At 68.7% G+C, this 23,990-nt stretch carries 21 protein-coding genes; 8 read left to right on the top strand and 13 right to left on the bottom strand.

Annotated elements, in window-relative coordinates; translation table 11 throughout:
- The first annotated feature begins 1 nt into the window (after position 1).
- A complete protein-coding gene (locus tag ACJMK0_RS01235) occupies positions 2–406 on the top strand; it encodes a CBS domain-containing protein (RefSeq protein WP_405234995.1) in 405 nt (134 codons plus the stop codon).
- Between the two features lie 21 nt (positions 407–427).
- On the opposite strand, the gene ACJMK0_RS01230 is transcribed toward ACJMK0_RS01235, so the two are convergent.
- Positions 428–976 carry a glutathione peroxidase gene (locus ACJMK0_RS01230; RefSeq protein ID WP_405234994.1) on the bottom strand — a complete coding sequence of 183 codons (549 nt, stop codon included), beginning with the start codon at positions 974–976 and terminating at the stop codon, positions 428–430.
- A gap of 286 nt (positions 977–1,262) precedes the next feature.
- Between ACJMK0_RS01230 and ACJMK0_RS01225 the strand changes: the two genes are divergently transcribed.
- From ACJMK0_RS01225 to ACJMK0_RS01210, 4 genes are all read left to right on the top strand, one after another.
- Positions 1,263–2,639: an MBL fold metallo-hydrolase gene (locus ACJMK0_RS01225; RefSeq protein ID WP_405234993.1), complete on the top strand. Its 1,377-nt coding sequence runs from the start codon at positions 1,263–1,265 to the stop codon at positions 2,637–2,639.
- 66 nt (positions 2,640–2,705) lie between these two features.
- Entirely contained in the window at positions 2,706–4,940 is a 2,235-nt protein-coding gene (locus ACJMK0_RS01220; protein ID WP_405234992.1) for a phospholipase D-like domain-containing protein, read from the top strand.
- A complete protein-coding gene (locus tag ACJMK0_RS01215; RefSeq protein WP_405234991.1) occupies positions 4,937–5,641 on the top strand; it encodes an endonuclease/exonuclease/phosphatase family protein in 705 nt (234 codons plus the stop codon). The genes ACJMK0_RS01220 and ACJMK0_RS01215 overlap by 4 nt, the downstream gene beginning before the upstream one ends.
- Before the next feature lie 79 nt (positions 5,642–5,720).
- Positions 5,721–5,915, top strand: a complete 195-nt coding sequence (locus ACJMK0_RS01210; protein WP_405234990.1) for a twin transmembrane helix small protein — start codon at positions 5,721–5,723, stop codon at positions 5,913–5,915.
- Between the two features lie 15 nt (positions 5,916–5,930).
- Here ACJMK0_RS01210 and ACJMK0_RS01205 read toward each other — a convergent pair whose 3' ends face one another.
- Genes ACJMK0_RS01205 through acsA form a run of 6 tightly spaced genes read right to left on the bottom strand, consistent with a single transcriptional unit; the run spans position 5,931 to position 11,652 of the window.
- Positions 5,931–6,368 carry a CBS domain-containing protein gene (locus tag ACJMK0_RS01205; RefSeq protein WP_405234989.1) on the bottom strand — a complete coding sequence of 146 codons (438 nt, stop codon included), beginning with the start codon at positions 6,366–6,368 and terminating at the stop codon, positions 5,931–5,933.
- Positions 6,369–6,412: 44 nt separating this feature from the next.
- Positions 6,413–6,661, bottom strand: coding sequence for an acyl carrier protein (locus tag ACJMK0_RS01200; protein ID WP_405226360.1), 249 nt, complete (start codon positions 6,659–6,661; stop codon positions 6,413–6,415).
- Positions 6,658–7,842 (bottom strand): dihydrolipoamide acetyltransferase family protein, encoded by a 1,185-nt coding sequence (locus ACJMK0_RS01195; RefSeq protein WP_405234988.1) that lies wholly within the window; start codon positions 7,840–7,842, stop codon positions 6,658–6,660. The genes ACJMK0_RS01200 and ACJMK0_RS01195 overlap by 4 nt, the downstream gene beginning before the upstream one ends.
- Positions 7,835–8,824: an alpha-ketoacid dehydrogenase subunit beta gene (locus ACJMK0_RS01190; protein ID WP_405234987.1), complete on the bottom strand. Its 990-nt coding sequence runs from the start codon at positions 8,822–8,824 to the stop codon at positions 7,835–7,837. Before ACJMK0_RS01190 ends, ACJMK0_RS01195 begins: the two co-directional genes overlap by 8 nt.
- Before the next feature lie 52 nt (positions 8,825–8,876).
- Positions 8,877–9,878, bottom strand: coding sequence for a pyruvate dehydrogenase (acetyl-transferring) E1 component subunit alpha (pdhA, locus tag ACJMK0_RS01185; protein WP_405234986.1), 1,002 nt, complete (start codon positions 9,876–9,878; stop codon positions 8,877–8,879).
- On the bottom strand, positions 9,871–11,652 hold the full coding sequence (acsA, locus tag ACJMK0_RS01180) for an acetate--CoA ligase (RefSeq protein ID WP_405234985.1): 1,782 nt from the start codon (positions 11,650–11,652) through the stop codon (positions 9,871–9,873). The genes pdhA and acsA overlap by 8 nt, the downstream gene beginning before the upstream one ends.
- A 145-nt stretch (positions 11,653–11,797) precedes the next feature.
- Here acsA and ACJMK0_RS01175 point away from each other — a divergent pair, with 145 nt between their 5' ends.
- Positions 11,798–14,476, top strand: coding sequence for a bifunctional acetate--CoA ligase family protein/GNAT family N-acetyltransferase (locus tag ACJMK0_RS01175; protein WP_405234984.1), 2,679 nt, complete (start codon positions 11,798–11,800; stop codon positions 14,474–14,476).
- Positions 14,477–14,572: 96 nt separating this feature from the next.
- On the opposite strand, the gene bchE is transcribed toward ACJMK0_RS01175, so the two are convergent.
- From bchE to ACJMK0_RS01150, 5 genes are all read right to left on the bottom strand, one after another.
- The gene (gene bchE, locus ACJMK0_RS01170; RefSeq protein WP_405234983.1) at positions 14,573–16,348 is read right to left on the bottom strand and encodes a magnesium-protoporphyrin IX monomethyl ester anaerobic oxidative cyclase; all 1,776 of its coding nucleotides are present in this window, start codon (positions 16,346–16,348) and stop codon (positions 14,573–14,575) included.
- Between the two features lie 2 nt (positions 16,349–16,350).
- Entirely contained in the window at positions 16,351–16,998 is a 648-nt protein-coding gene (bchJ, locus tag ACJMK0_RS01165) for a bacteriochlorophyll 4-vinyl reductase (RefSeq protein ID WP_405234982.1), read from the bottom strand.
- Between the two features lie 164 nt (positions 16,999–17,162).
- Positions 17,163–18,029, bottom strand: a complete 867-nt coding sequence (locus ACJMK0_RS01160) for a transposase (RefSeq protein ID WP_405234981.1) — start codon at positions 18,027–18,029, stop codon at positions 17,163–17,165.
- A gap of 135 nt (positions 18,030–18,164) precedes the next feature.
- Positions 18,165–19,670, bottom strand: a complete 1,506-nt coding sequence (locus tag ACJMK0_RS01155; protein ID WP_405234980.1) for a BCCT family transporter — start codon at positions 19,668–19,670, stop codon at positions 18,165–18,167.
- A gap of 93 nt (positions 19,671–19,763) precedes the next feature.
- A complete protein-coding gene (locus tag ACJMK0_RS01150; protein ID WP_405234979.1) occupies positions 19,764–20,459 on the bottom strand; it encodes a hypothetical protein in 696 nt (231 codons plus the stop codon).
- Between the two features lie 143 nt (positions 20,460–20,602).
- Here ACJMK0_RS01150 and ACJMK0_RS01145 point away from each other — a divergent pair, with 143 nt between their 5' ends.
- A complete protein-coding gene (locus ACJMK0_RS01145; RefSeq protein ID WP_405234978.1) occupies positions 20,603–22,180 on the top strand; it encodes a long-chain-fatty-acid--CoA ligase in 1,578 nt (525 codons plus the stop codon).
- A 122-nt stretch (positions 22,181–22,302) separates the two neighbouring features.
- Complete coding sequence (locus ACJMK0_RS01140; protein ID WP_405234977.1) at positions 22,303–22,953, top strand: class I SAM-dependent methyltransferase; 651 nt, start codon at positions 22,303–22,305, stop codon at positions 22,951–22,953.
- Between the two features lie 95 nt (positions 22,954–23,048).
- Here ACJMK0_RS01140 and ACJMK0_RS01135 read toward each other — a convergent pair whose 3' ends face one another.
- On the bottom strand, positions 23,049–23,828 hold the full coding sequence (locus ACJMK0_RS01135; protein WP_405234976.1) for a superoxide dismutase family protein: 780 nt from the start codon (positions 23,826–23,828) through the stop codon (positions 23,049–23,051).
- Between the last annotated feature and the right edge of the window lie 162 nt (positions 23,829–23,990).

Genomic DNA, 23,990 nt, shown 5'->3' with positions numbered 1-23,990 from the left:
GATGGAGACGATGAAAGTGCGGGACTACATGACCCGCAACGTGCTGACACTGCGCCCGGACATGGAGATTCTCCGCGCGCTGTCCATCTTCGTGGACAACGACGTGGCCGGTGCGCCGGTCACCGACCGCAGCGGGCGGCTCGTGGGTATCCTGACCGAGGGCGACTTCATGAAAGTCGCCCTGCACGGGGCCTACCACGGGGAGCCGGGCGGCCGGGTGGACGAGTACATGCACACCAACGTGGAGACGGTGCGCCCCGGCGACAGCATCTTCTCGCTGGCGGAGCACTTCCTGGAGTCTCCCTACCGGCGCTACCCGGTGGTGGACAGGAGCGGCCGGCTCGTCGGCATCATCGCCTGGCGCGACGTCCTGCGGGCCCTCAAGTCCCGGATGGGCCAGTACTGAGGGCTCCGGCCGGCGCTCGCCTCATCCGGCGGGTTCGGCCAGCGCGGATTTCAACGCCGCAACGACGCTCTCGTCGTAGGGCTTAGTGCGCGGGCTGAACTCGGCGATCAGCTTGCCGTCGCGCCCGATCAGGTACTTGTGGAAGTTCCACTGGGGATAGGTGCCCGCTTCCTCCGCCAGCGCGCGGTAGAAGGGATGGGCGTTCTCCTCGCGCACCGTGATCTTCTCGAACATCGGGAATTTCACGCCGTAGGTGGAGCGGCAGAACTCCTGGATTTCCTCCTCGGTGCCCGGCTCCTGGCCCATGAAATCGTTCGAAGGGAAGCCCAGCACCACCAGGCCCTCCTCGCCGTATTCGTCGTAGAGCCCCTCAAGGCCCTCGTACTGGGGCGTGTTGCCGCATTTGGACGCCGTGTTCACGACCAGGACGACCTTGCCCTGGTAGGCCTCGCACAGGTTCACTGATTCGTCGGATGCGAGGCGGCGGAAGTCCTGGTTCAACAGGGAGCCATCGCAGGCCGTTGCCGGTGCGGCGACAGCGAGGAAAGCGGCGATCAGAAGTGTGCGCATGGTCTGTCTCCGTCGGGTGGGCTTGGATATTCGGATGACGGCCTCATACGGATGCCGGCAGCGCGAGCAGGATGGCGACTACGAGGCTGACAGCGGGCAGGGCAAATCCGGCCTTTGGTTGCGTCTATCTTTCGTCGCGAGCATGATTACACATTGTCTCTACATCCGGCAGCAAGTCCGGGACCCCGGCAATCATTGCCAGCCGGCGTTGATATCCCGCATTGATTCCTGCACGGCACGGCCTAGTTTAGAGGCAGTACAGGCGGATAAGGGCAAGGAGACCGGGATGTTTCTGGAGAAAGTCAAAAGCGAAGGCCTGGCGCACCTCTCCTGGGTGATCGGCAGCGACGGCGAGGCGGCCGTCATCGACCCCCGCCGCGACTGCGATGTGTACACCGACATCGCCGCCGGCAACGGGTGCCGTGTCACACGCATCTTCGAGACCCATCGCAACGAGGACCTGCTCTCGGGGGCGGCCGTGCTGGCGGAGCGCACCGGCGCCACCGTGTTCCACGGTCCGAACGCCGCCGGCGACGTGGTTTATGCGGAGACGGCGAGGGAGGGCGACGAGTTCCGCATCGGCAGCATTCTCGTCCGCGTGCTGGAGACCCCCGGCCACACCGACGACAGCCTCTCCTTCGCCTTCTATGACCCGGCGTTCGGCGACGATGCCGTCGGCGTGTTCACCGGCGACGCGCTGTTTATCGGAGACGTGGGCCGCACCGACTTCTATCCGGACCGGGCGCGCGAGGTGGCAGGCCTGCTGTACGACAGCCTGCAGAAACTCTGCGCACTCGGCGACCAGGCGGTGCTCTATCCCGCCCACGGCGCGGGCTCGGTCTGCGGCAACGCCATGGCCGACCGGGAGGTGTCCACCATCGGTTACGAGCGCCGCAACAACCCGCGCCTGCAGATTACCGACCGGGGCGAATTCATCGAGGCGAAGGTCGCCGAGCACCACCGCCAGCCGCCCTACTTCCGCTATATGGAGGCATATAACCTGGAGGGTGCCTCCGCCATGCCGGAGCCTCTGCCGCCGCAGGCGCTGGCCACCGAGGAATTCCTCGCCGCGGCGGCCCGGGCCACGGTGCTGGACGTGCGCAGCGCGTCCGCCTACCTCGGCGCGCACCTGCCGGGCAGTATCGCGATCCCGGAGCACATGCTCGCGAGTTTCGCCGGCTGGTTCTTCGAGCCGCAGGACGAGCTGGCCCTGGTGGCCGAGGATGCCGACCAGGCCGCCCGCGCCGCCACGGCGCTCGCCCGCATCGGCTACGACCGCATCGCCGGCTTCCTCGCCCCGTCTCTGGCAGGCTGGGCCGCTGCGGGGCAGGCTTTCGGCAGCCTTGCCGTTGTCGACACCGACGCCGTGAAGGACCGCGTCAATTCCTCGCCCGACGACTGGCTGCTGCTGGACGTCCGCGACGACGACGAAGTGGAGGAAGGCCGCGTGCCGGGCGCGAGGCATGCCTACGTGGGCGACCTGCCGGAGGCGCTGAAGACGTTCGACCGCAGCAGGCATTACACCGTGATGTGCGGCAGCGGCAGCCGGGCCACCATCGCGGCCAGCGTGATGCGGCGCGAGGGTTTCGAGCACATCGACCTCTACCTCGGCTCCATCTCCGCCTGGACCGGCGAGGATCTCGGCCTCGAAGTGGCGTCCTGACGGGCGCGGCCTGACCGGCGCGCCGCCCCCCGGCCGAGGCCGCCGGCTCTGCGCTATAGTGGCCGCATGACGAACGGTGATGACGACGCCGGTGATGAGGACGCCGGCGAGGCCGGCCCCGGGAGCCTGTTTACTCCCGGCGGGAACGTCTGGCGTGCCGCCCGCGCCGAACGCTTCGGCTGGCTGATCGACGGCGAGGATTATTTCCGGGCCGTCCGCGAGAGCATGGAGGCGGCCGAACGCGAGATCCTCATCGTCGGCTGGGACATCGACAGCCGGCTCGAGCTGATTCGCGACGAGGACCACCCGCTGTACCCGAGTCCGCTCGCCGAGACGCTGCAGGACCTGGCGGAGCGCAGGGACGGCCTGCAGGTCTATGTGCTGTCCTGGGACTTCGCCATGGTCTACGTCCTGGAGCGCGAACTGCTGCCGGCGGCCCAGTTCGGCTGGCAGGACCACGACCGCCTGCATTTCCAGCTGGACGGCGAGCACGCCACCGGCGCGAGCCAGCACCAGAAGTTTATTGTCATCGACGGGCAGCTCGCCTACATTGGCGGGTTCGATCTCACGAAGAGCCGCTGGGATACCCGGGCACACGCCGTGGACGACCCCCGGCGGGTCAATGAGGCCGGCGGCAGCTACCGGCCCTTCCACGACGTGCAGGCGCTGGTCACGGGCGAGCCGGCCCGCCACCTCCGCGACCTCGGCTCCTTCCGCTGGAAGAACGCCACCGGCCATGCGCTGCCGACGCTGGATGCCACGGGGGGCGATGCCGCGGAGGCGCTGTGGCCCGCCGCCTTGCCGGTGCGGGCGAGCGATGCGCCCGCCGCCCTGGCACGCACCTGGGCGGAGCAGGACGGCAGCGAACTCATCCGCGAAGTGGAGCAGCTGTTCCTCGACATGATCGCGGCCGCGGAATCCTCCGTCTACATCGAGAACCAGTACTACACGTCGGGCGCCGTCACGCGCGCCCTGTGCGAGCGGTTGGCGGAGGCCGACGGGCCGGAAGTGGTCATCGTCCTGCCGGGGGAGACCTCCGGCTGGCTGGAGCAGGCCACCATGGACGTGCTGCGCAACCAGGCGCTGCAGCGATTGCGTGAAAATGACGGGCACGGCCGCCTGCGCATCCTGTCGCCGGTCTCCGACGAGCTCGGCGATACCTGTATCAACGTGCACGGCAAGGTGATGGTCGTGGACGAGCGCTGGGCCCGGATCGGCTCGGCCAATCTCAGTCGCCGCTCCATGGGGCTCGACAGCGAATGTGACCTGGTGATCGAGGACGCCGAGGCGGCCGCCGGCCTGCGCGCGGACCTGCTGGCCGAGCATCTGGGAGCGGAGGTGGATGAGGTGGCCGCCGGCATCGCGGAGCATGGCCTGATCGCCACGCTGGACCGGCTGGGCGGCGGGCCACGGCGGCTGGAGCGTCTGGACAGCGACAGCAGCGATATCGACGGCATGCTGGAGCCCATCGCCCGGATCGCCGACCTGGAGCAGCCCGTGGAGCAGGCCTGGGACGAGCTGCTCGACGGCGTGACCGGCTCGGGCTCCCATGACGCCGGCACCGGCGGGGCCGATGCGGACGAGGGGGCCGAACCGGAACCCGGCACGGCGCGGCGGCGTTATCTGCAGGTGCTCACGCATCCCTCGGTGGGCTGGGGTTTCCTGGCCGTACTGATACTCCTCGTCGGCGGCCTGGCCATCTGGCAGGCGCGCACCGCCGGCGAAGGCTTCGACCCGATGGCGCTGCTCGCCACGCTGCGCGAGAGCGCGACGCATCCGCTCGCGCCTTTCGCGGTGATCCCCGCCTTTATCGCCGGCAGTCTGGTGGTGGCGCCGGTCACCGGCATGATCGCGCTCTGTGCGCTCCTGTTCGGTCCCTGGGTGGCGTCGGTATCGGCCATCGCCGGCACGCTGGCGGCCACCGTCGTCAACCATGCCATCGGCCGTCGCCTGGGCCGGGCGGTGGAGGGTCGCGCGCCCCGCGCGGTCACCGTACGCATGAAGGCACTCGGACGGTCCTCCGATCCCTGGTCCCTGGCCGGGCTGCGGCTCATCCCGATCGCGCCGTTCACCGTCATCAACCTGCTGGCGGGCGCTTCGCAGGTGAAGCTGAAGGACTTCCTGCTCGGCACGCTGCTCGGCATGGGGCCGGGCACCGTGCTGATCTGCTTCAGCGTCGACCGGGCCCGTGCCGCCCTCGCCGGCGAACCGGTCTTCGAGCCCTGGGTGCTCGCGGTCATCGCCGCCGCCGGCATTACGCTGATTGCCCTGCGCGTGCTGCAGCAACGAAGGAAGCGATGACGGATCGGTCGATCCGTATCGTGAGCTACAACGTGCATGCCTGCGTCGGCCGGGACCGGCGCTTCGCGCCTGATCGCATCGCGGCGGTGCTCGAAGACGTGGATGCCGACTTCATCGCCCTGCAGGAGGTGGAGGATCGGCCCTACCGGGAGACGACGGTCACCGACTACCTGGCCGGGCGCCTCGGCATGCACGCTCATCGCGGGGCCACGCTGTACCGCGGCGATGCCCGTTACGGCAACCTGCTGCTCGCCCGGGAGGCCGCCGTCGCACACCGGCTGCACGATCTCTCCGTCGGCTCCCGGGAGCCGCGCGGTGCCATCGAGGCGGACTTCGTCGTCGGCGGCCGGACGCTGCGGATCTTCGTCACCCATCTCGGCCTGAATGCCGGGGAGCGGCGCAGGCAGATTGGCCGGCTGCTGCCGGAGGTGGATCGGGACGATGCTGACGTGCGGGTGCTCGCCGGCGACATCAACGAGTGGCGGCCGGGGGCCGCAGCGAGCCGGCTGCTCGCCCGGAGTCTCGGCCGGGCGCCGGGACCACGCACCTTCCCGGCCGCTGCCCCGGTCTTCGCCCTGGATCGCTTCTACGTGACCCCTCGGGACGTCGTCGCCCGCGTGCATCCGTTCAGGTCGCCGGCGTCCCGGCAGGCCTCGGATCACCTGCCACTGGTCGCGGACCTGGAGATACCGGCAGGCTGATCCGTAGTTGCCGCCATTGCCTCCCGGCCGGCTCGCTCCTAATCTGGATGCGACCATTCCGCAGACGCAGGAGGGGTCGATGAGTCTTGTGAACCTGATCGTGTTCGTCGCGCTATTGGCCGTGGTCGTGACGCTGGTGCTGGGCCTGCGCTCGATGGGCCGCGGCGGCGAATACGACGACACTCACGCCGAGAAATTCATGTGGGAGCGAGTCGGCCTGCAGGCGCTGGCCGTCGTGCTGCTCCTCGCGGCGTTACTGTTGATGAACGCCTGACCCCGCGCCGGGGTCTCAGGCCTTGTCGCCGGACTCCTTCACCCGCTCGTGGAGTCCGACGAGCAGATCCGTGCGCGCGATGATGCCGACGACCCGGTCGCCGTCCACGACCGGCACGGCCTTCAGCCGGCGCGGCACCATCTTCTCCAGCACGTGACTGAGCGGCTCGTCCGGGGCGACGCTCACGCAGTTCTTCGTCATGACGGCGCTCACCGGCATGGCCAGGATCTCGTCGAAGTGGGGGATCATGGAGGTCGGTCGCAGCAGGCAGGCCTCCAGCAGGTCGAACTCGCTGACCATGCCCACGAGCACGTCGTTGGCCACCACGGGGAACGAGCCGAAGTGGGTCTCCTCGAAGCGCCGGCGCAGTTCGGCGAGGGTGAGCGAAGGGTCCACGGTGACCGGGTCCGGGCTCATGACGTCGCGTGCGCACAGGGAAAGGAAAGGGACCATGCGGGGCTCCTGGTTTGCCGGGCAGAGTATATCGGGCGGGGCGGCTATTCGCCCACACGCGTCTGCAGGTACTTGACGGCGCTGGCGAGCGTGGCCAGCCGCGGATAGTCACGGGGCGGGATGTCCACGCCCAGGGTCTCGTGCAGGCCGATGGCGAAGTTCAGGAAATCCATGGAGTCGAAGTCGAGCTGATCGCGGAAGCTCACCAGCGGATCCAGTTCCACTTCGGCCGCTTCCGGGGCGATGCCGGTCAGGACCTCCAGAACGGTCCTGCTGAGTTCCTGCTCGTTCATAGCTGCTCCGGTGACTGCAGGCATGCGGCCAGCTTCTCCAGGAATAACGCGCCCCGGCGGCCGTCGCTGACCCGGTGATCGCCCGCCAGCGTTGCGGTGATCGTCCGGCGGGCCACCACGGCGTCGCCGTCGACCCGGGGGCGCTTCGTCAGCTGACCGAAGCCTACCATGGCTGCCTGGGGCGGCTGGATAATCGGGTAGACCCAGTCGACGGCCCGGTCCCCGAGGCTCGTGACGGTGAGGGTGCCGGCGGTGATCTCCGAGCTGCGCAGCCGGCCGGTGCGCGCCCGCATCACCAGCTCGCGGAAATGGCGCATGAGCTCGCCGAGCGGCAGGGTCTCCGCGGCCGCGATGGCGGGCGCCACCAGGCCGCCGCCGTGGCGCAGCGCGATGGCGACACCGAGGTCCACCGATGCCGCCGGGTGGAACTCGCCGTCTTTCCAGCGCCCGTTCAGCTCCGGCACCTGCAGTACCGAGACCGCGACCGCCTTCAGCAGCAGCGCCGGTGCGATCAGTTGCCGGTCCGGCGTCCGGTCCCGGTTGTACTCGTCCAGCCACCGTGCGGCGGCCTCGAAGTCGATGGTGCTGCCGAGATAGTAGTGGGGTATCTCCCGGTTGGCCCGGCTCATGGCGCTGGCGATCGCGCGGCGCATGGGTTCGGGGCCCTCCTCCCCCTCGCCGGCCGGCGAGGCGCCGGCGGCCTGCTCGACGTCCTCCACCGTCACGCTGCCCTGCACGCCGGTGCCGTGGACCGTGGCCGGGTCGATGCCCAGCTCCCCGGCGCGCCGGCGAGCGGCCGGGGAGATGCGTACGCGCCGATGTGCCTCTTCGGCCGCCGGAGTGACGGCCGCGCCGGCTTCGGCCGAGGATGCCGGCGGCGTTGCACGCGGCTCGATGGCCGGTTCGCCCGAGTCGCCGGGTTCGCCGGGTTCGCCCGGCTCCTCACCCGCCACGTCGATGATCGCCAGCGGCGTGCCGACGGCGGCCTCCGTCCCGGGCTCCACCAGGAACTCCCGCACCGTCCCGCTCTGGTGGCACTCGACGTCGATGGCGCCCTTGTCGGTCTCCACCACGGCGATGACGTCGCCGCGCTCGATGGGGTCGCCGGGCGACACCTCCCAGGAGACCAGCGTGCCTTTCTCCATGTCCGCGCCGAGCGACGGCATCCGGAACTTACCCATTGCCCATCAACCTCCGTGCCGCTGCCACGATCTTCTCCGGCTGGGGGATGGCGGCATCCTCCAGGTGTTTCGGGTAGGGGATCGGGACCTCCTCGGAGCAGACCCGTGCGACGGGCGCATCCAGGTCGAAGAACGCCTGCTCCATGATTCGCATGCCCACCTCGGCGGCCAGGCTGCCGGTGCGCCAGCCCTCGTCGACGATCACCGCCCGGCGGGTGCGCCGCACGGCCGTCATGAGGGTCTCGTCGTCCAGCGGCCGCAGGGTGCGGAGGTCGATCACCGTCGCCTCGATGCCTTCGCCCGCCAGCGTGTCCGCCGCCTCCAGGGTCTTGTACAGGCTGCCGCCGTAGGTGATGAGCGCAATGCTGTCGCCTTCACGGCGCACCACGGCCCGGTCGATGTCCGTGGCGCCCGCGTCCGCCGCCAGCTCACCCTCCCGGTTGTAGAGGTTGGCGTTCTCGAAGATCAGCACCGGGTCCGGGCAGGCGAGTGCGGTCGCCAGCATGCCGCGGGCGTCTTCCAGCGTGGCGGGTGTGACGATGCGCAGGCCCGGGATGTGGGCATACCAGCCCTCCAGGCTGTGGGAGTGCTGGGCGGCGAGCTGGCGGCCGGCGCCGGTGGCCATGCGGATCACCAGCGGGATCTCGAACTGGCCGCCGGACATGTGCCGGATGGTCGCCGCGTTGTTCATGATCTGGTCCAGCGCCAGCAGGCTGAAGTTCACCGTCATGATCTCGACGATGGGCCGCATCCCGCCGAGGGCGGCGCCGATGCCGGCGCCCACGAAGGCGGACTCCGACAGCGGCGTATCCCGGATGCGCTCCTCGCCGAACTCCTCCAGCAGGCCCTTGCTGACCGCGTAGCAGCCGCCGTAGCGGCCCACGTCCTCGCCCATGAGAAACACCCGCTCGTCGGCGATCAGCGCTTCCCGTATGGCCTCGCGGACGGCCTCCCGGTAGGTGATCTTCCTCGTCCCGTTCATCGCCTCTCGCTCATCGCCTCTCGCTCATCGTCTCTCGCTCTTTGTCTTTCGCTCAGAGGCTCGCGTAGACGTTATCGGCCAGCTGCTCCACCGGCTCCAGGGTGCCCTGTTCGGCGAAGTCCACGGCCGCCTCCACCTCGGCGGCCACCTCGCGCTCGATGCGCTCCAGCGTCCCGTCGTCCAGGTGTCCGCGCTCACGGAGTACCGCGGTGTAAGTGACGATGGGGCAGCGTTCCCGCCAGCGCTCCACCTCGGACTTGTCCCGATAGAGCTGGGCATCGAACATCGAGTGGGCGCGGAAGCGGTAGCTGCGGCATTCCAGGAAGCACGGCCCCGCCCCGGAGCGAACGAGCGCGGCGGCCTCGCCGGCGGCAGCCAGCACGGCCTCCACAACCATGCCGTCGATCGCGCGGGCGGGTACGCCGTAGGAGGCGGCCTTGGCGGCGATGTCCTGCACGGACTCCGAGCGCTCGAGTGCCGTGCCCATGGCATAGAGGTTGTTCTCGCAGACGAACAGCACGGGCAGTTTCCACAGCGCGGCAAGGTTCATCGACTCGTGGAACTCGCCCTCTGCCACGGCGCCCTCGCCGAAGAAGCACGCGGTGACCGAATCCCGGCCGAGCATGCGGTCGGCGAGTGCGAGCCCCACGGCCAGCGGCAGGCCGCCGCCGACGATGGCGTTGCCGCCGTAGAGCCGTTTGCCGGCGCTGTAGAGGTGCATGGAACCGCCGCGGCCCCGGCTCACGCCTTCCCGGCAGCCGTAGAGCTCGGCCATCACCTCGCCCATGGAGATGCCGCGGGCGATGGCATGGCCGTGCTCCCGATAGGTGGCCACGATGGCGTCGCCGGCCCGCAGGTTCGGCATCACGCCCGCCGCCACGGCCTCCTCGCCGTCGTAGAGGTGCAGGAAGCCGCGGATCTTCATCTGCGTGTACAGCGCCGCGGCCCGCTCCTCGAAGCGGCGGATGCGGATCATCTCCCTGAGCAGGGCCAGCGCTTCTTCCCGGCCGGGTGTCATCGGCCGCGTCATCGGCTGCGTCTTCGGCTCATTCATCGGCCAGGTCCCCGGTTCGGTCCTCGGCTTCCAGCGTGGAGGTGTCGCCCTCCGGCAGGCCGAGTTCCCGCGCCTTCAGCAGCCGGCGCATGATCTTGCCGCTGCGGGTCTTCGGGATGGTGTCCACCACGTCGATGGCGCGCGGCGCCACCGCGGCGCCGAGCCGCTTGCGGGCGTAGCCCAGCAGCTCGCGCACCAGGGCGTCGTCGGCGGTACGGCCCGGCGCGAGGCGCACGAACGCCTTCACCACCTCCATGGCGATCTCGTCCGGAACGCCAATCACCGCCGCCTCGGAGACGGCATCGTGTTCCATGAGTACGCTCTCCACCTCGAACGGGCTGATGAGGTGGCCGGCGGACTTGATGACGTCGTCGCCGCGGCCGACGAACCAGAAATAGCCGTCGGTATCCTGGCGGGCCAGGTCGCCGCTGAGATACCAGCCGTCGGCGAAGCAGCGCTCGTAGCGCTCCCGCTGGCCGAGATAGCCGCGGAACATGGACGGCCACCCCTTGCGCAGCGCGAGTTCGCCCTCGGTGTCGGGATCGTGCAGGACCGCGACGCCCCCTTCCTCCTCGCGCCGCGCGATCGCGGCCTCGATGCCGGGCAGCGGCTTGCCCATGGAGCCGGGACGGATATCCAGGCAGGGCAGGTTGGCGATCATGATGCCGCCGGTCTCCGTCTGCCACCAGTTGTCGTGGAAGGGCGTGCCGAAGGCATCCCGGCTCCAGACCACCGCCTCCGGATTGAGGGGCTCCCCCACGCTGGCGAGATGACGCAGCGACGAGAGGTCCCTGCCCGCCATCGGCTCCTCCCCGTAGCGCATGAGGATGCGGATGGCGGTGGGCGCGGTGTACCAGATGGTGACCCGCTCCTCCTCGATGATGCGGTACCAGCGGGCCGGCTCCAGCTCTTCTTCGTCCACGACGACGGTCACGCCGTTGGTGAGCGGCGAGATCACGCCGTAGGAGATGCCGGTCACCCAGCCCGGGTCCGCGGTGCACCAGTAGACGTCGCCGGCATGGAAGTCGAGGGCATAGCGGCCGGTGACGTGATGCGCGGCCACGGCGCCATGCACGTGCAGCGCGCCCTTCGGCGGGCCGGTGGTGCCGCTGGTGAAGTGCAGCAGGGCCACCTCGTCCGCATCGGTGAGTTCGGTGCGGTGGTCGGCGGCAGCCGCGGGCATGAAGGCGGCGAGGCTCATGGTGCCTTCCGGGGGATGCTCGCCGCCGTCGATCAGGATGACGTGCGCGAGGCCGGGCAGCTCGCCGCGGATGGACGCGACCTTGCGCCGGTAGAGCCGCTCGGTGGTGACCAGCACCTTGCCGGCGCCGCGGCTGAGTCGCGAATGCACCGGCTCCGGGCCGAAGGCCGAGAACAGCGGACAGAACACGCGCCCGCCCTGCAGGGTGCCGAGGACGGTCACGTAGAGTTCCGGGCAGCGGCCGAGCAGCGAGAACACCGCGTCGCCGCGCGCCACGCCGAGGGCGTCCAGCCCTGCCGCGAAGCGGTGACTCAGTTCACAGAGGTCGCGGTAGCTGTAGTCCCGGCGCTGCCAGTCCCGACCGATGAAGCGCAGTGCCGTCCGCTCGCCCTGTCCTTCCAGCACGTGCCGGTCCAGACACTCGTAGGCGATGTTGACCCCGCCGCCGGGCAGGCCGTGCAATGCGTCACAGGCCTCGCACCAGGAGAAAGCGTGCCGCTCTGCATCGTAGTCCGTGACGATCGGCGGTGGCTGCCGCCCTTCGAGCCGCTTGTGGATGACGGGCCAGGGCATGCGTCATCTCCATTGACCATTTCATCGTCCGTCGGCGGTGCGGCAACATCAATACGCAGTTGCGCCTATCCGGCCCACCGGTACCGGATTTCCGGCCGTGCAGCGGTTACCATTGGCATCAGGCCCATGGCTTCAGGAAGTAGCCGTGACCATCCGCAACCTCGACTACCTGTTCGAGCCGCGTTCCGTCGCGCTGATCGGCGCCAGCGGCGAGGACGGCAAGATCGGCCATGTCATCGCCCGCAATCTCCTCGGCTCGGGATTCGAGGGGCCGGTGTATTTCGTCAATCCCCACCGGGATCGGCTGCTGGAGCAGAAGGTCTGGGCGAGTGTTGCCGACCTTCCCGAAGCGCCGGACCTGGCGGTGATCGCCACGCCGCCGGAGACTGTGCCGGGCATCGTCGAGGAGCTCGGCAGCGCGGGAACCCGGGCCGCCATCGTGATCACGGCCGGGTTCGGCGAACTGGGAGACGAGGGGCGCGAGCTGCAGCAGCGGATGCTGGACGCCGCGCGGCCACACCTGCTGCGCGTGCTGGGGCCCAATTGCCTGGGCGCCGTCGTGCCCGGCCACGGGCTGAATGCGAGCTTCGCCCACCTGCGGCCGGAGCCCGGCAAGCTCGCCTTCGTCACCCAGTCCGGGGCGGTGGTGACCTCGGTGATCGACTGGGCTCAGGCGCGGGGCATCGGTTTCTCCCACCTGGTGTCGCTGGGCGGCGCGGCCGACGTCGACTTCGGCGACATGCTGGATTACCTGGCCAACCAGAAAGACACCACCGCCATCCTGCTCTACGTCGAGGCCATCACCCACGCCCGCAAGTTCATGTCGGCGGCGCGGGCCGCGGCGCGCATGAAGCCGGTCATCGTGGTGAAGGCGGGGCGCTACGAGGCCAGCGCCAAGGCGGCGGCCAGCCACACCGGCGCGCTGGCGGGCTCCGACGACGTCTACGATGCCGCGTTCCGCCGCGCGGGACTGCTGCGAGTGGACGAGCTCAGCGAGCTGTTCGGTGCCACCGAGATCCTGAGCCGGGTGCAGCGGGTGCGCGGCGAGAGACTCTGCATCGTGACCAACGGGGGCGGGGTGGGCGTGATGGCCACCGACGAGCTGATCGGGCAGGGCGGCGAGCTGGCCGAATTGTCCGAGGAGTCGCTGGCGGCGCTGGACGAGGTGCTGCCGGCCACCTGGTCCCGGGGCAACCCGGTGGACGTCATCGGCGACGCGGACGGCGAGCGCTACGGCCGGGCGCTGGACATCGTGCTGAAGGATCCCGGCGTGGACGCGACCCTGGTGCTGAACTGTCCAACGGCCGTGATCTCGGGCCGGGATGTCGCGGAGCGGGTGGTTTCGACCTGGGAGGCGCATGACCATCCGCTGCTCCTGACGAGCTTCGTGGGCGAGGTTTCTGCCGGGGAGCCGCGGGAGATCTGCGCCGAGGCCGGTGTCCCGACGTTCTCGACGCCCGAGCGGGCGGTGAAGGGCTTCATGTACCTCGTCAACTACGACCGCAACCAGCGCTCGCTGATGGAGACGCCGCCGAGCGTGCCGCGGCGCTTCACCCAGGATACGGAGGCCGCGCGGAAGATCATCGATGCGGCTCTCGCCGAGGGCCGGGAGTGGTTGCCGGAGGTCGAGGCGAAGGCGCTGCTACGCGCCTACGACATCCCGGTGGTGGAGGCCGTGAGCGTGGCGACGCCGGAGGCGGCGGCGGCGCGGGCGGCGGAACTGGACTGCGCGGTGGTGCTGAAGATCCAGTCGCCGGACATCGTGCACAAGAGCGACGTGGACGGCGTGGCCCTGGACCTGGAGGGGGAGACGGCCGTGCTGGAGGCCGCCCGCTCGATGCTGCGGCGGGTGGAGTCGCAGCGGCCGGAGGCACGGGTGGACGGGTTCGTGGTGGAGCCCATGGTGTCGCGGCCCGACGCCTTCGAGTTGCTGGTGGGCGCGACGGAGGACGCGCAGTTCGGGCCGGTGATACTGTTCGGCCACGGCGGCGTGGCGGCCGAGACCATCGCCGATACGGCCATTGGCCTGCCGCCGATGAACATGCGCCTGGCCAAGCGCGTGATGGAGCGCACCCGGGTCTGGCGGCTGCTGTGCGGGTACCGCAACCACGCGGCCGCCGATCTGGAGGCGATCGGCACGGTGCTCCTGCAGGTGGCCCAGCTGGTGGCGGACTTTGCCGAGATCGCGGAGCTGGACATCAATCCGCTGCTGGCCGATGCCGACGGCGTGGTGGCGCTGGATGCCCGGATGCGCCTGCAGCGCGAGGAGCGCGACGCGCGGGATCGCCTGGCCATCCTGCCGTATCCGAAGTCGCTGGAGGAGGAGGTGGAACTCTCGGACGGCCGCAAGCTGCTGCTGCGCCCGATCATGCCCGAGGACGAGCCGTCGTTGCACCGGGTGTTCGAGACCCTGAACGCCGAGGAGCTCCGGTTGCGGTTCCACGCGCCCATCAAGGTGCTCACCCACATGATGGCCGCGCGCTTCACCCAGCTGGACTACGACCGGGAGATGGCGCTCGCGCTGACCGAACCGGGTATCGCCGGGAAGACGCCCATATACGGGGTAGCCCGGCTGTTCGCCGACCCGGACAGGGAGCACGCCGACTTCGCGATCATCGTGCACCACGAGATGACCGGTCAGGGACTCGGCGTCTACCTGATGGAGCGCCTGATCGACTACGCGCGCAGCGTTGGCATCCGGAAGCTGGGCGGCGATGTCTTGAACGACAACAAGGTCATGCTGCACATCTGCAAGGCACTCGGTTTCCGCATCGCGCCGAAGCTGGAGGAGCGGGGGGTGAAGCGGGTGACGCTGGAGTTGTAATCACCCGCCACGCCGGCCTGTCGCCGCCGGGGGTGTTGCAGCCCGGGCCTCAACAAGTTGCGAAAGTTGCAAAAGTTCGGTCCGGCACCTATTTCACTATTTCACGGCTGAGAGCCGCTTTGCCCGGGAACGCTGTTTCGCGAAGCCGCGGGGGTCGAAGAACTCGTCGATGGGGGCCTCGCCCAGGAGGGCCGCCGGGTCCACGATCTCGTCTTCCTTCGGCGAGTAGGTGAGCACGTCGGCCGTCAGCGGGTCCGCGCCGTTGCCGTTGTGCCCGTTCTTGCCATTCGTCGCCGGGCCGCCGCCGCAGGCCAGTGCCGCGGCGCCCTTGGTCCCCATGGCCTGCTGGTAGCTGCTGCCCACCCGCTGGCGGCTGCTCTCGGCCAGCGCCAGCTCCTCTTTCGTGAGCACCCGGGACTGGTCGAACTTGAAGTCGATCTCCTTCTGGCCCCGGTAGTTGATGCGCCCCAGGTCGTAGAAGCGGCGCTCGAAGCCGGACTTCATCGCCGCCTTCAGGCAGCCGAGCATGTACTTGCGCTTGTACTTGTCCTTCAGCCACGGGTAGCTGAACAGGCTCTTGCGCATGTAGAAGCGGCGGTAGTTCTTCATGACCCCGTTGAACACTTCGCTGCGGGTCATCGCCTCCGGCTTCATGATGGGGGTGACGAAGTTGTAGCGGGCGTAGTCGCGCACCTCCACCTTGTCGCCGAGTTCCTCGAAGAGATCCGAGAACGGCCAGGGCGTGTACATGATCCAGTTGGCCATGTCGCAGTCCCAGTCCATGGCCCACTTGTAGGTGTCCTCGATGCTCTCGGCCGTCTCGTTCTCCAGCCCGATGATGAACTGGGCCTCGGCCACCATGCCGTTGTCGCGCAGCAGTTTGATGGCGCGCTTGTTCTCCGCGACGGTGGTCTCCTTGCGGAAGCGCTCCAGGTTCAGCTGGGCGGAGGCCTCCGTGCCGAGAGAGACGTGTACGAGGCCGGCTTTGCGGTACAGCGGCAGCATGTCCTCGTCGCGCAGGATGTCGGTGACGCGGGTGTTGATGCCCCACTCGATGCCCAGGTCCCGGTCGATGAGTTCCTGGCACAGGTCGATGAACTTCTGCCGGTTGATGGTGGGCTCCTCGTCCGCGAGGATGAAGAAGCCGATGTCGTGGTCGCGCACCAGCTTCTCGATCTCGTCGACGAAGTTCTTCGGCGAGCGCATGCGGTAGGAGCGCCAGAACTTCCACTGGGAGCAGAACGAGCAGGTGAACGGGCAGCCCCGGGCGAAGTTCGGGATGGCGACCCGCTTGCCCAGCGGCAGGTAGATGTAGTCATCCCACTCGAGCAGGCTCCAGTCGGGCTCGAGGTCGTCCAGCTTCTTGATCGGCGGATGGGCCGGCGTAGCCACGATCTCGTCGCCGTCGGCGAAGGCGATGCCGCGGATGCTGCGCCGGTCGCGTTCCAGGGAGCCGTTCTCGACGGCCTGGACCAGGTTCACGAGCACCTCTTCGCCCTCGCCGCGGGCGATGACGTCGATGTGCGGGGCTTCCTTCAGCACCTGCTCGTACATGAAGGTGGCGTGGATGCCGCCGAGCACCGTGACGGCGTCGGGGAAGACGGATCGGGCGATCTCGAGGGTTTTTTCGGCCTGATAAATGCTCGGGGTAATACAGGTGCAACCGACGAGATCGGCCGACCCGATCTGTGCCAGACGCGCACGCAGGGCCTCGTCGTCCAGGTGTCCGGTCATGGCGTCGATGAAGTGGATGTCCGTGTAGCCGTGCTTCTTCAGCGCCCCGGCCAGGTAGGCGACCCAGGCGGGCGGCCAGTTGCCGGCGATCTCGGCGCCGCCGGAATGGTAGTTGGGGTGGATCAGCACGATACGCATGGTTACTCTCCGCGGGCGCTCGCGCCCTCGATCTCGATGGAAAAGCGGCAGCAGGGGTCGCCGCAGGCCTCGCAGGCCGTCTCGTGTACCCGGACCCGGTCGGCCGCGAGCCGCAGCAGGCCCTGGAAGGCAGCTTCGTAATACGCGCCGGCCGCCGTCGCCTCAGGGGCGGTGCGGCAGGTGGGGCAGCTCTTGAGGATGATGTCGGCGGGGTGGCCGCCGGCGGTGTCGAAGCGGCCGCCGCCCGCGAACGTCCAGGCGTGGCGGCGGAACGCGGCCAGCAGCAGCGGCACGGCCAGCCTGGGCGGCAGTGCGTGCAGCAGCCGCCGGAAGAACTGCGGGATGCGGTTGGCGGCAACGTAGTCGGCGGTGTATTCGCCGGCCAGTCGCAGCACGGCTTCGGAGCGCGCCCAGGGCAGCGTGCGGCGCAGGCTCTCGACCAGCCGGATGAACAGGGCCTCCGGGATCATGTGGTCGGGGTCGGTGGCCGGGAGCGCGGCGCCGCGAGCGACGGCCTCGTAGCAGGCCGTGCCTTCCAGCTCGGCGATGGCACGCAGGGTCTGCAGCACCGCGTTCGGGCCGATCATGGCCCCGGGCGCGGTTGCGTCCGCGCGCGGCTCGGCCGGGCGGGAGAGTGGAATGCTCAGCATCCGTTTGCCTGTTTACCCCGAATGTCAGTCAAGCATGACAATCACTATGCCAACTCAAGTTGACACATTAGAGGATAACGGAGGGCCTGACGATTGCGGCAAACCGAAACGCTTTGAGGTGCCGGACCGAACTTTTGCAACTTTTCCAACTTGTTGCCGTGCCCTCAGCCCCTCAGCAACCGGGCGACGGCCGAGTCGGACCGATTGAGGCGTCGGGCGATCTCGGCGACGCTGGCGACGCCGCCGTCCCGCGCCTGTCGGGCGATCTCACGGCGCACGCGCACGAGGCGGCGCTCCCGGCTGGGTCCCGTGATCGCGGCCACCTCGTAGCCGTGACGCTCCGCGGCGGCGGCGATCAGGCTGTCGAGATCGCCACAGGCGAGCCTGGTGTCGACGGAGTCCTTCGGCTCCGACAGCAGCCGATCCGCGCCGGTCAGCCGTTCGTCGTCCGGGTCGCCCGCCAGGAGCTCCTCCGGCAACTCCGCGTCAGGATCGACGCCGACGAAGCGCCGATAGGCGGCGCGCGCCGGGATCCGGCGGCGTCCGAACATCGCGAGTATCCAGTCGGTCCGCAGCCAGGCTGGCGCATCCTCGCCGAGGTAGTAGCGGTGGCTGCTCCAGGGAAAGTCCGCCGGATCCCGGACGAGGCCGGCCTTGACCGGGTTCAGGTGGATATAGCGGACCAGCTGCAGCGTGTAGGCATCCACGTCCACCAGCAGCGCACGGTAGCGGCGCTCGAAGAGATGGCCGGTCGCCTCGCGCTGACGGTTGACGCGGAAGGCGTAGCGCGAAGCGATCCACTGCATGAGCCGGCCGAGCGGCGCCTCGCCAACCCGGATCGCCATGTGGATGTGGTTGGGCATCCAGCAATAGGCGTGCACCTCCGCTTCCAGGCTTGCGGTGGCTCGCCCGACCAGCTGGTCGAGATAGATGCGATCGGCCGGAGAGAAGAAGATCTCCTGCCGGTTATTGCCCCGCAGGATGACGTGGTACAGGCTGCCGGGCACGTGGAGTCGCCGTGGTCGGGTCATCGGGCATCCTCGGTCGCTGCCCGTGAAAGCTAGCGCGTCGGCGCCCGTCCTGCCTGCTCTAAAACTCCCCTTTCCCGATCAAAACCCCAAACAAGTTCAGAAAGTTGCAAAAGTTCGGTCCGGCACCTACTCCACCTACTCCTCCGACCGCAGCGCCCGCTGCAATCCGTACGCCGCCACCAGCAGAAAGATGGCGATGGGAATGCCGGTAGTGAGTGACGCCGTGCGCAACGCCGTCAGCCCGCCGGCGTAGAGCAGCACCGCCGCAACCGTCCCTTCCGATACCGCCCAGAACACCCGCTGGGCCTTCGGCGGGTTCGGGTGGCCGCCCGAGGTCACCATGTCGTCCACGAACGAACCGGAGTCCGACGAGGTGACGAAGAACACGATCACCAGCAGCGTCGCCGCGGCCCAGGTGACCTCGTGCCAGGGCAGCGCCTCCAGCACGGCGAACAGCGCGAAGGCCTCGTTCTCCTGCACCGCCTCGGTGATGCCGCCGCTGCCGAATATCTCCATGTGCAGCGCGGTTCCGCCCAGCGCGGAGAACCACAGGAAGCTGCCCAGGCTCGGCACCAGCAGCGCCGTGAGGATGAACTCCCGCAGCGTGCGTCCCTTCGAGATGCGGGCGACGAAGATGCCGACGAACGGCGACCAGGAGATCCACCAGCTCCAGTAGAACAGCGTCCACTGCTCGTGCCAGCCGTCCGTCGACCCCGGCTCGGTGTGGAAGCTCGTCGCCGGCAGCTTCTGCAGGTAGTAACCCAGCCCCTCCAGGAACAGCTCCAGGATATACACCGTGGGTCCGGCCAGCAGCACGAAAGCGAAGATCGCCGCCGACAGCCCGATGTTGAACTGGCTCAGGAACCGGATCCCCCGATTCAGGCCGGAGACCACGCTGATGGTGGCCACCAGCGTGATCCCGCCGATCAGCGCGAGCTGGGAGCCGATGCCCTGAGGCAGCCCGAACAGACGCTCGAGCCCCGCGTTGACCTGGATGGCCCCGAGGCCGAGCGAGGTCGCCACGCCGAACAGCGTCCCCACGGTGCACAGCACGTCCACCGCGTGGCCGATGCCGCCGTAGATGCGATCGCCGATCAGCGGGTAGAGCAGCGAGCGGGGCGCCAGCGGCAGGTTATGGCGGAAGTGGAAATAGGCGAGCGGCAGGGCGAGGGTCGTGTAGATCGCCCAGGGGTGCAGGCCCCAGTGATAAAAGGTGAAGCGCATCGCCTCGCGCAGTGCCTCCGGCGTGCCCCCTTCCATGCCCGGCGGATCCAGATAATGAAGTACGGGCTCGGCGGCACCGAAGAACACGATGCCTATGCCCATCCCCGCGGCGAGCAGCATGCTGAACCAGGCGAGATAGCCGAATTCCGGCTTCGCCTCGTCGCCGCCGAGACGGACCCGGCCGTAGGGGCTGACCAGGAGCCAGAGCACGAAGCCGAGCAGCGTCGTGGCCGAGAGGATGTAGAACCAGCCGAGCTTCTCGACGATGGCGTTCTGCAGCGCGCCGAAAAGGTCGCGGGTGGTGTCCGTCCACACCGCCCCCAGGACGACGAACAGGATGACCACCGCCGCGGCCGGGAGGAACACCCAGGGTTCCATGCCCTGGACGAAGCGCTGCAGGAAGGTCTTCCTGCTCACCCGTTGCGCGGACGCCTACCGGCCTTGTCCGGCCGCAGCAAAAGGTTCAAAAGTTGCAAAAGTTCGGTCCGGCACCTATTTCCACCTATTTGCCTATTTGAGGGTGGTGTGGCAGGCGGCGCAGTTGGCCAGGAACTCGGCGTAGATCTCCGCTTTCTCGTTGCCGTCGCTCGCCATCATGCCGTTGCCGGCCAGCTGGTGGACACGCCGCGCCATCCTCTTGACGTCCTCCGGCTGATCGGCGCCGCCCTTCAGTTCGTGGGGCGTGAGCGGGGCCTCCAGCATCGCGTCGATGCCCCTGGACCAGGCCACCTCCGAGGGGCCGACGATGCCTTCCCACATGCGGTCGGCCGCCCACTGGTGGCGGGCCATGTGGGAGACCGTGTCCGTCTCGAAACCCGGCGGGTCGGAGATGTCGAAGCCCACCTCGATGCCGTTGTCCAAGTGGCAGCTGCCGCAGGCATTGCCCATGAGGCTCGTCGCCGTGGCCGCGGCGGTGAAGTCCTTCGCTTCGACGGCGGCTCGTGCCGCCGCGCGCATGGAGTCCACGTATTCCTCCCACTGGCCGGGCAGCGCCGCCGGCGTGGGGTGCGTGGCCAGGTATTCCGCCGGCTCGCGCACGGCGGCGAGGTCGCCGCGGATCAGTGCGGCCTGGATCTCGGTGATGCGCTCCCAGTGCTCGTGCATGTGCTCGGAGAGATTGCCGTCGCGCAGGTCTGCCGTTGCGATGCCGGCGGAGGCGCAGGCGAGGGAGGCGGCGAGGAGTCCGAAAAGTTTTCCCGATTTCATTTGAAGGAGTCTCCGTGGCTGGGCGTGATTCGAAAACCCCCGTTTTGCGGTAAGGTCCCGTGACGCCCTGGCGTCGATGCCGTCCATACCGCCGACGGCGGGATCGGTATACTCTGCGTCCGGATTCCAACGGGGGAGAAACTGTGAAGGAACTCGTCTACCACCAGCAATTCTTTCCGGCGCTGCGCCTGTACGGCGACCGGCACGTGATCGCCGACGGTGCCTACAGCGCGACGCTGGAGACGCATGCCGACCGGGTGTTCCGGCTCGGCCACGGACTGCGCAACCGCCTCGGCATCGGCAAGGGCGACCGCTACGCCGTCATGTCGATGAATTCCCATCAGTTCATAGAACTTTACCACGCCGCCTTCCTCGGTACCGGCGTGATCAACCCCCTGAACCTGCGTCTCGCCGGGAAAGAGCTCGACTACATCCTGCGCGACTCGGGCACCCGGGTGGCGTTCGTGGACGCCACCTTCGCGCCGCTGCTGGCCCAGGCCCGCAAGATCGGCGGCGCCGACTGTCCCGTGGAGCAGGTGGTGCTGGTGGGCGAGCCCGGCTCGACCGAGGCCCCCTACGACCTCACCTACGACGAACTGCTGGAGGCCTCCGAGCCGGAGCTGCCGCCCGAGCCCGAGGAGACGGACCCGGTCGTCCTGATGTACACCGGCGGCACCACCGGCCTGCCGAAAGGCGTCGTCTGCTCCCAGCGGGCGGAGATGCTGAACACCTACCACGTGGCCATGGTGATGGGGCGCCGTCCCGACGAGGTGAACCTCATGCAGACGCCCGTCTTCCACGCCGCCTCCATCGTCGGCTGCCTGGCCACGATCACCTCGGGCAGCAAGCTGGTCACGATGCCCATGTTCGAGCCGGGCGCCGTGCTGAAGCTCATCGAGGCCCACCAGGTCACCCAGACCACGATGGTGCCGACCATGGTCGGCATGATGCTGCAGCACCCGGAGTTCCGGCCCGATGCGTTGAAGAGCCTGCGCCAGCTCACCTACGGCGCCTCGCCGATGCCGGCAGCCATCCTGGACACACTCCTTAAAATACTGCCGGACCTGGAGATCCAGCAGGGCTACGGCATGACCGAGTGCTCCTCGGTCCTGTGCATGCTGACCACCGACGACCACCTGAAGGGCGGGCCGCGGCTGCGCTCCGTCGGCCGGGCCGTCCCGGGCGTGGATCTCTGCGTGCAGGACGCCGAGGGCAACGTGCTGCCGCCGAACGAGGTGGGCGAGGTCTGCGCCCGCGGCGGCAACTTCATGGAGGGTTACTGGAACAAGCCGGACGCGACGGAAGAGGCATTCCGCGACGGCTGGTACCACACCGGCGACGCCGGTTACCTGGACGAGGAGGGCTATCTCTTTCTTGTGGACCGGGTGAAGGACATGATCGTGACCGGCGGCGAGAACGTCTACTCGGCCGAGGTGGAGAACGCCATCTCCACCCATCCGGCCGTGGCCCAGGTGGCGGTCATCGGCATCCCCCACGACCTGTGGGGCGAGCAGGTGCACGCCATCGTCGTGCCCAGGGAAGGCGCCGAGGTCACCGAGGACGACATCATCGCCCACGCCCGGGACTCCATCGCCGGCTACAAGGCGCCGAAGTCGGTGGAGTTCCGTGCCGAGCCGCTGCCGCTGTCCGGCGCCATGAAGGTGCTGAAGCGCGAGCTGCGCGAGCCCTACTGGGAGGGGCGCGAGAAGCGGATTCAATAGCGGTCATCGCCGGCGGGGCGGGGGAACGGCGCTCGCCGGTCGGCGGCAACGTCTGTAGACTCTTTCGCCTCGGCGCGAGAGGAGGGCAGCGGCCCGCCGCGAGTCACCGACCCGGAGGCGCCATGTCCCTGATCCGCTACCGCTACCAGACGCTCGAGTTCGGCGAGCGGGACATCCACGTTCGCACGCTGCGGGACGTGCAGCAGTTCCACGACGAGGGCGGCGAGGCCGAGAAGCTGGGCATCTCCTCGGCGCTGTGGCCGTTGTTCGGCATCGTCTGGATCTCCAGCGAGGTGCTGGCCTCGCTGATGCAGGACTACGACGTCGACGGCAAGCGCATCCTCGAGGTGGGCTGCGGCATCGGGCTGGCCAGCCTGATGCTGGGCTACCGCCACGCCGACATCACTGCCACGGACTACCATCCGGCCGCCGCGCATTTCCTGAAGGAGAACGAGCGGCTGAACGGGCTCGATCCCATCCCGTTCCATCGCGCGAGCTGGTACGACGAGGAGACGGGTCTCGGCACCTTCGATCTCGTCATCGGCAGCGATCTGCTCTACGAGCGCCAGCACATCGATGCGCTGGCCGGCTTCATCGACCGCCACGCCCGTGAGCACTGCGAGGTGATCGTCGTGGACCCCGGCCGGGGCAACGCCACCCGCTTCACCCGGGCCATGCAGGAGCGGGGCTACACGCATCACCCGTCGCCGAAGGTCGCGCAGGAGTGCCCGAGCGGGCCGTTCGTGGGCTACGTCCTGCGCTACACCCGCTGATTGGTGTAGGAGGGCCTTCAGGCCCGATTCGTTTAATGAATCGGGGATAAATCCCCTCCTACATGCCCATCACGGCATCGGGCCTGAAGGCCCTCCTACTGCGCCTCGGGAGGGTCCGTGCGCGGCACCTCGACGATTACGCCGCAGGCAAGGCGGGCTCCCGCAGCGCCGGTGGGCTGGGTCTCGAAGTCGTCGGCGCCGGCGTGCACGATGACGGCACGGCCGAGCACGCTCTTCGGGCCGTCGTCCAGAGTCATCTCCGCGTCCACCACGTTCACCAGGGCGTAGCCTTCCTCGGTTGCCTCGATGTTGCCGAGGTCGCCCACCTGGTGCTGTGCGGGCGGGCTGTCCGGCGAGCCGTGCGGGTCGCCGTCGGGCGCGAAGTGGCCGCCGGCGGAGGTGCCGTCCGGCGCGGAGCAGTCGCCCTTTTCGTGGATATGCAGGCCGTGGAGTCCTTCCGGCAGGCCCATCAGCTCGCCGTCGATGACCACGGCGCCTGCCGCTCTGGAGAAGATCATCGTGCCGCGTGCCTCGTTGCCCTCGGTGGGCTCGAGCTCGGCACGGGCGACCAGCAGCGGTTTGCCCGTATCGCCGTCGGTCATGCCGGGCTCCGTGCTCAGCACGGCGCCCTGCTCGCCGGTCCCGGTATCCTCCGGCGTCGGTACGTCCGCCGGCTCGTCGTAGCCGCGGCGCTCGTCTTCCGGTGTCGGGACCTCGACGGGCTCGCGCCCGTCGTCGGGGTCCGGTACGTCCACGTCCACCGTCTCGTCGCCCGGGCCGCAGCCTGCGATCAGCAGCACTGCGGTCGCCAGCGCGGAAGCGATGAGGCGTGAATGTTCGCGTATCTTGCGTGTCCTGATCCGGTTGGTCTGCATGGCTGACTCCGGCGATTCCTCCCCTGTCTCTCTGCTAAAAAGTATCCGGACAGCGGCTGTGAATGCTGATGGGGGGCGGGGATGGGCGCAGGGTCACAGCCGCCGTCCGGGTACCCTTCTGCCTTGTCAGGCGCGCGTCCGGGCCGCGCGGGTACACGGGAG

The organism is Lentisalinibacter orientalis (assembly GCF_040706535.1).
Classification (GTDB): domain Bacteria; phylum Pseudomonadota; class Gammaproteobacteria; order Steroidobacterales; family Woeseiaceae; genus Lentisalinibacter; species Lentisalinibacter orientalis.
The sequence above is the reverse complement of the archived record's forward strand: the minus strand, read 5'-3'. Positions and strand labels throughout refer to the sequence as shown.

Coding starts and splice junctions, on each gene's coding strand:
- ACJMK0_RS01235 (WP_405234995.1), top strand. CDS start 2: ATGGAGACGATGAAAGTGCGGGACTACATGACCCGCAACGTGCTGACA.
- bchE (WP_405234983.1), bottom strand. CDS start 16,348: ATGCGTATCGTGCTGATCCACCCCAACTACCATTCCGGCGGCGCCGAG.
- ACJMK0_RS01195 (WP_405234988.1), bottom strand. CDS start 7,842: ATGGGTAAGTTCCGGATGCCGTCGCTCGGCGCGGACATGGAGAAAGGC.
- ACJMK0_RS01230 (WP_405234994.1), bottom strand. CDS start 976: ATGCGCACACTTCTGATCGCCGCTTTCCTCGCTGTCGCCGCACCGGCA.
- ACJMK0_RS01190 (WP_405234987.1), bottom strand. CDS start 8,824: ATGAACGGGACGAGGAAGATCACCTACCGGGAGGCCGTCCGCGAGGCC.
- pdhA (WP_405234986.1), bottom strand. CDS start 9,878: ATGAATGAGCCGAAGACGCAGCCGATGACGCGGCCGATGACACCCGGC.
- ACJMK0_RS01140 (WP_405234977.1), top strand. CDS start 22,303: ATGTCCCTGATCCGCTACCGCTACCAGACGCTCGAGTTCGGCGAGCGG.
- ACJMK0_RS01150 (WP_405234979.1), bottom strand. CDS start 20,459: ATGAAATCGGGAAAACTTTTCGGACTCCTCGCCGCCTCCCTCGCCTGC.
- bchJ (WP_405234982.1), bottom strand. CDS start 16,998: ATGCTGAGCATTCCACTCTCCCGCCCGGCCGAGCCGCGCGCGGACGCA.
- ACJMK0_RS01205 (WP_405234989.1), bottom strand. CDS start 6,368: ATGGTCCCTTTCCTTTCCCTGTGCGCACGCGACGTCATGAGCCCGGAC.
- ACJMK0_RS01215 (WP_405234991.1), top strand. CDS start 4,937: ATGACGGATCGGTCGATCCGTATCGTGAGCTACAACGTGCATGCCTGC.
- ACJMK0_RS01200 (WP_405226360.1), bottom strand. CDS start 6,661: ATGAACGAGCAGGAACTCAGCAGGACCGTTCTGGAGGTCCTGACCGGC.
- ACJMK0_RS01135 (WP_405234976.1), bottom strand. CDS start 23,828: ATGCAGACCAACCGGATCAGGACACGCAAGATACGCGAACATTCACGC.
- ACJMK0_RS01220 (WP_405234992.1), top strand. CDS start 2,706: ATGACGAACGGTGATGACGACGCCGGTGATGAGGACGCCGGCGAGGCC.
- ACJMK0_RS01210 (WP_405234990.1), top strand. CDS start 5,721: ATGAGTCTTGTGAACCTGATCGTGTTCGTCGCGCTATTGGCCGTGGTC.
- acsA (WP_405234985.1), bottom strand. CDS start 11,652: ATGCCCTGGCCCGTCATCCACAAGCGGCTCGAAGGGCGGCAGCCACCG.
- ACJMK0_RS01160 (WP_405234981.1), bottom strand. CDS start 18,029: ATGACCCGACCACGGCGACTCCACGTGCCCGGCAGCCTGTACCACGTC.
- ACJMK0_RS01225 (WP_405234993.1), top strand. CDS start 1,263: ATGTTTCTGGAGAAAGTCAAAAGCGAAGGCCTGGCGCACCTCTCCTGG.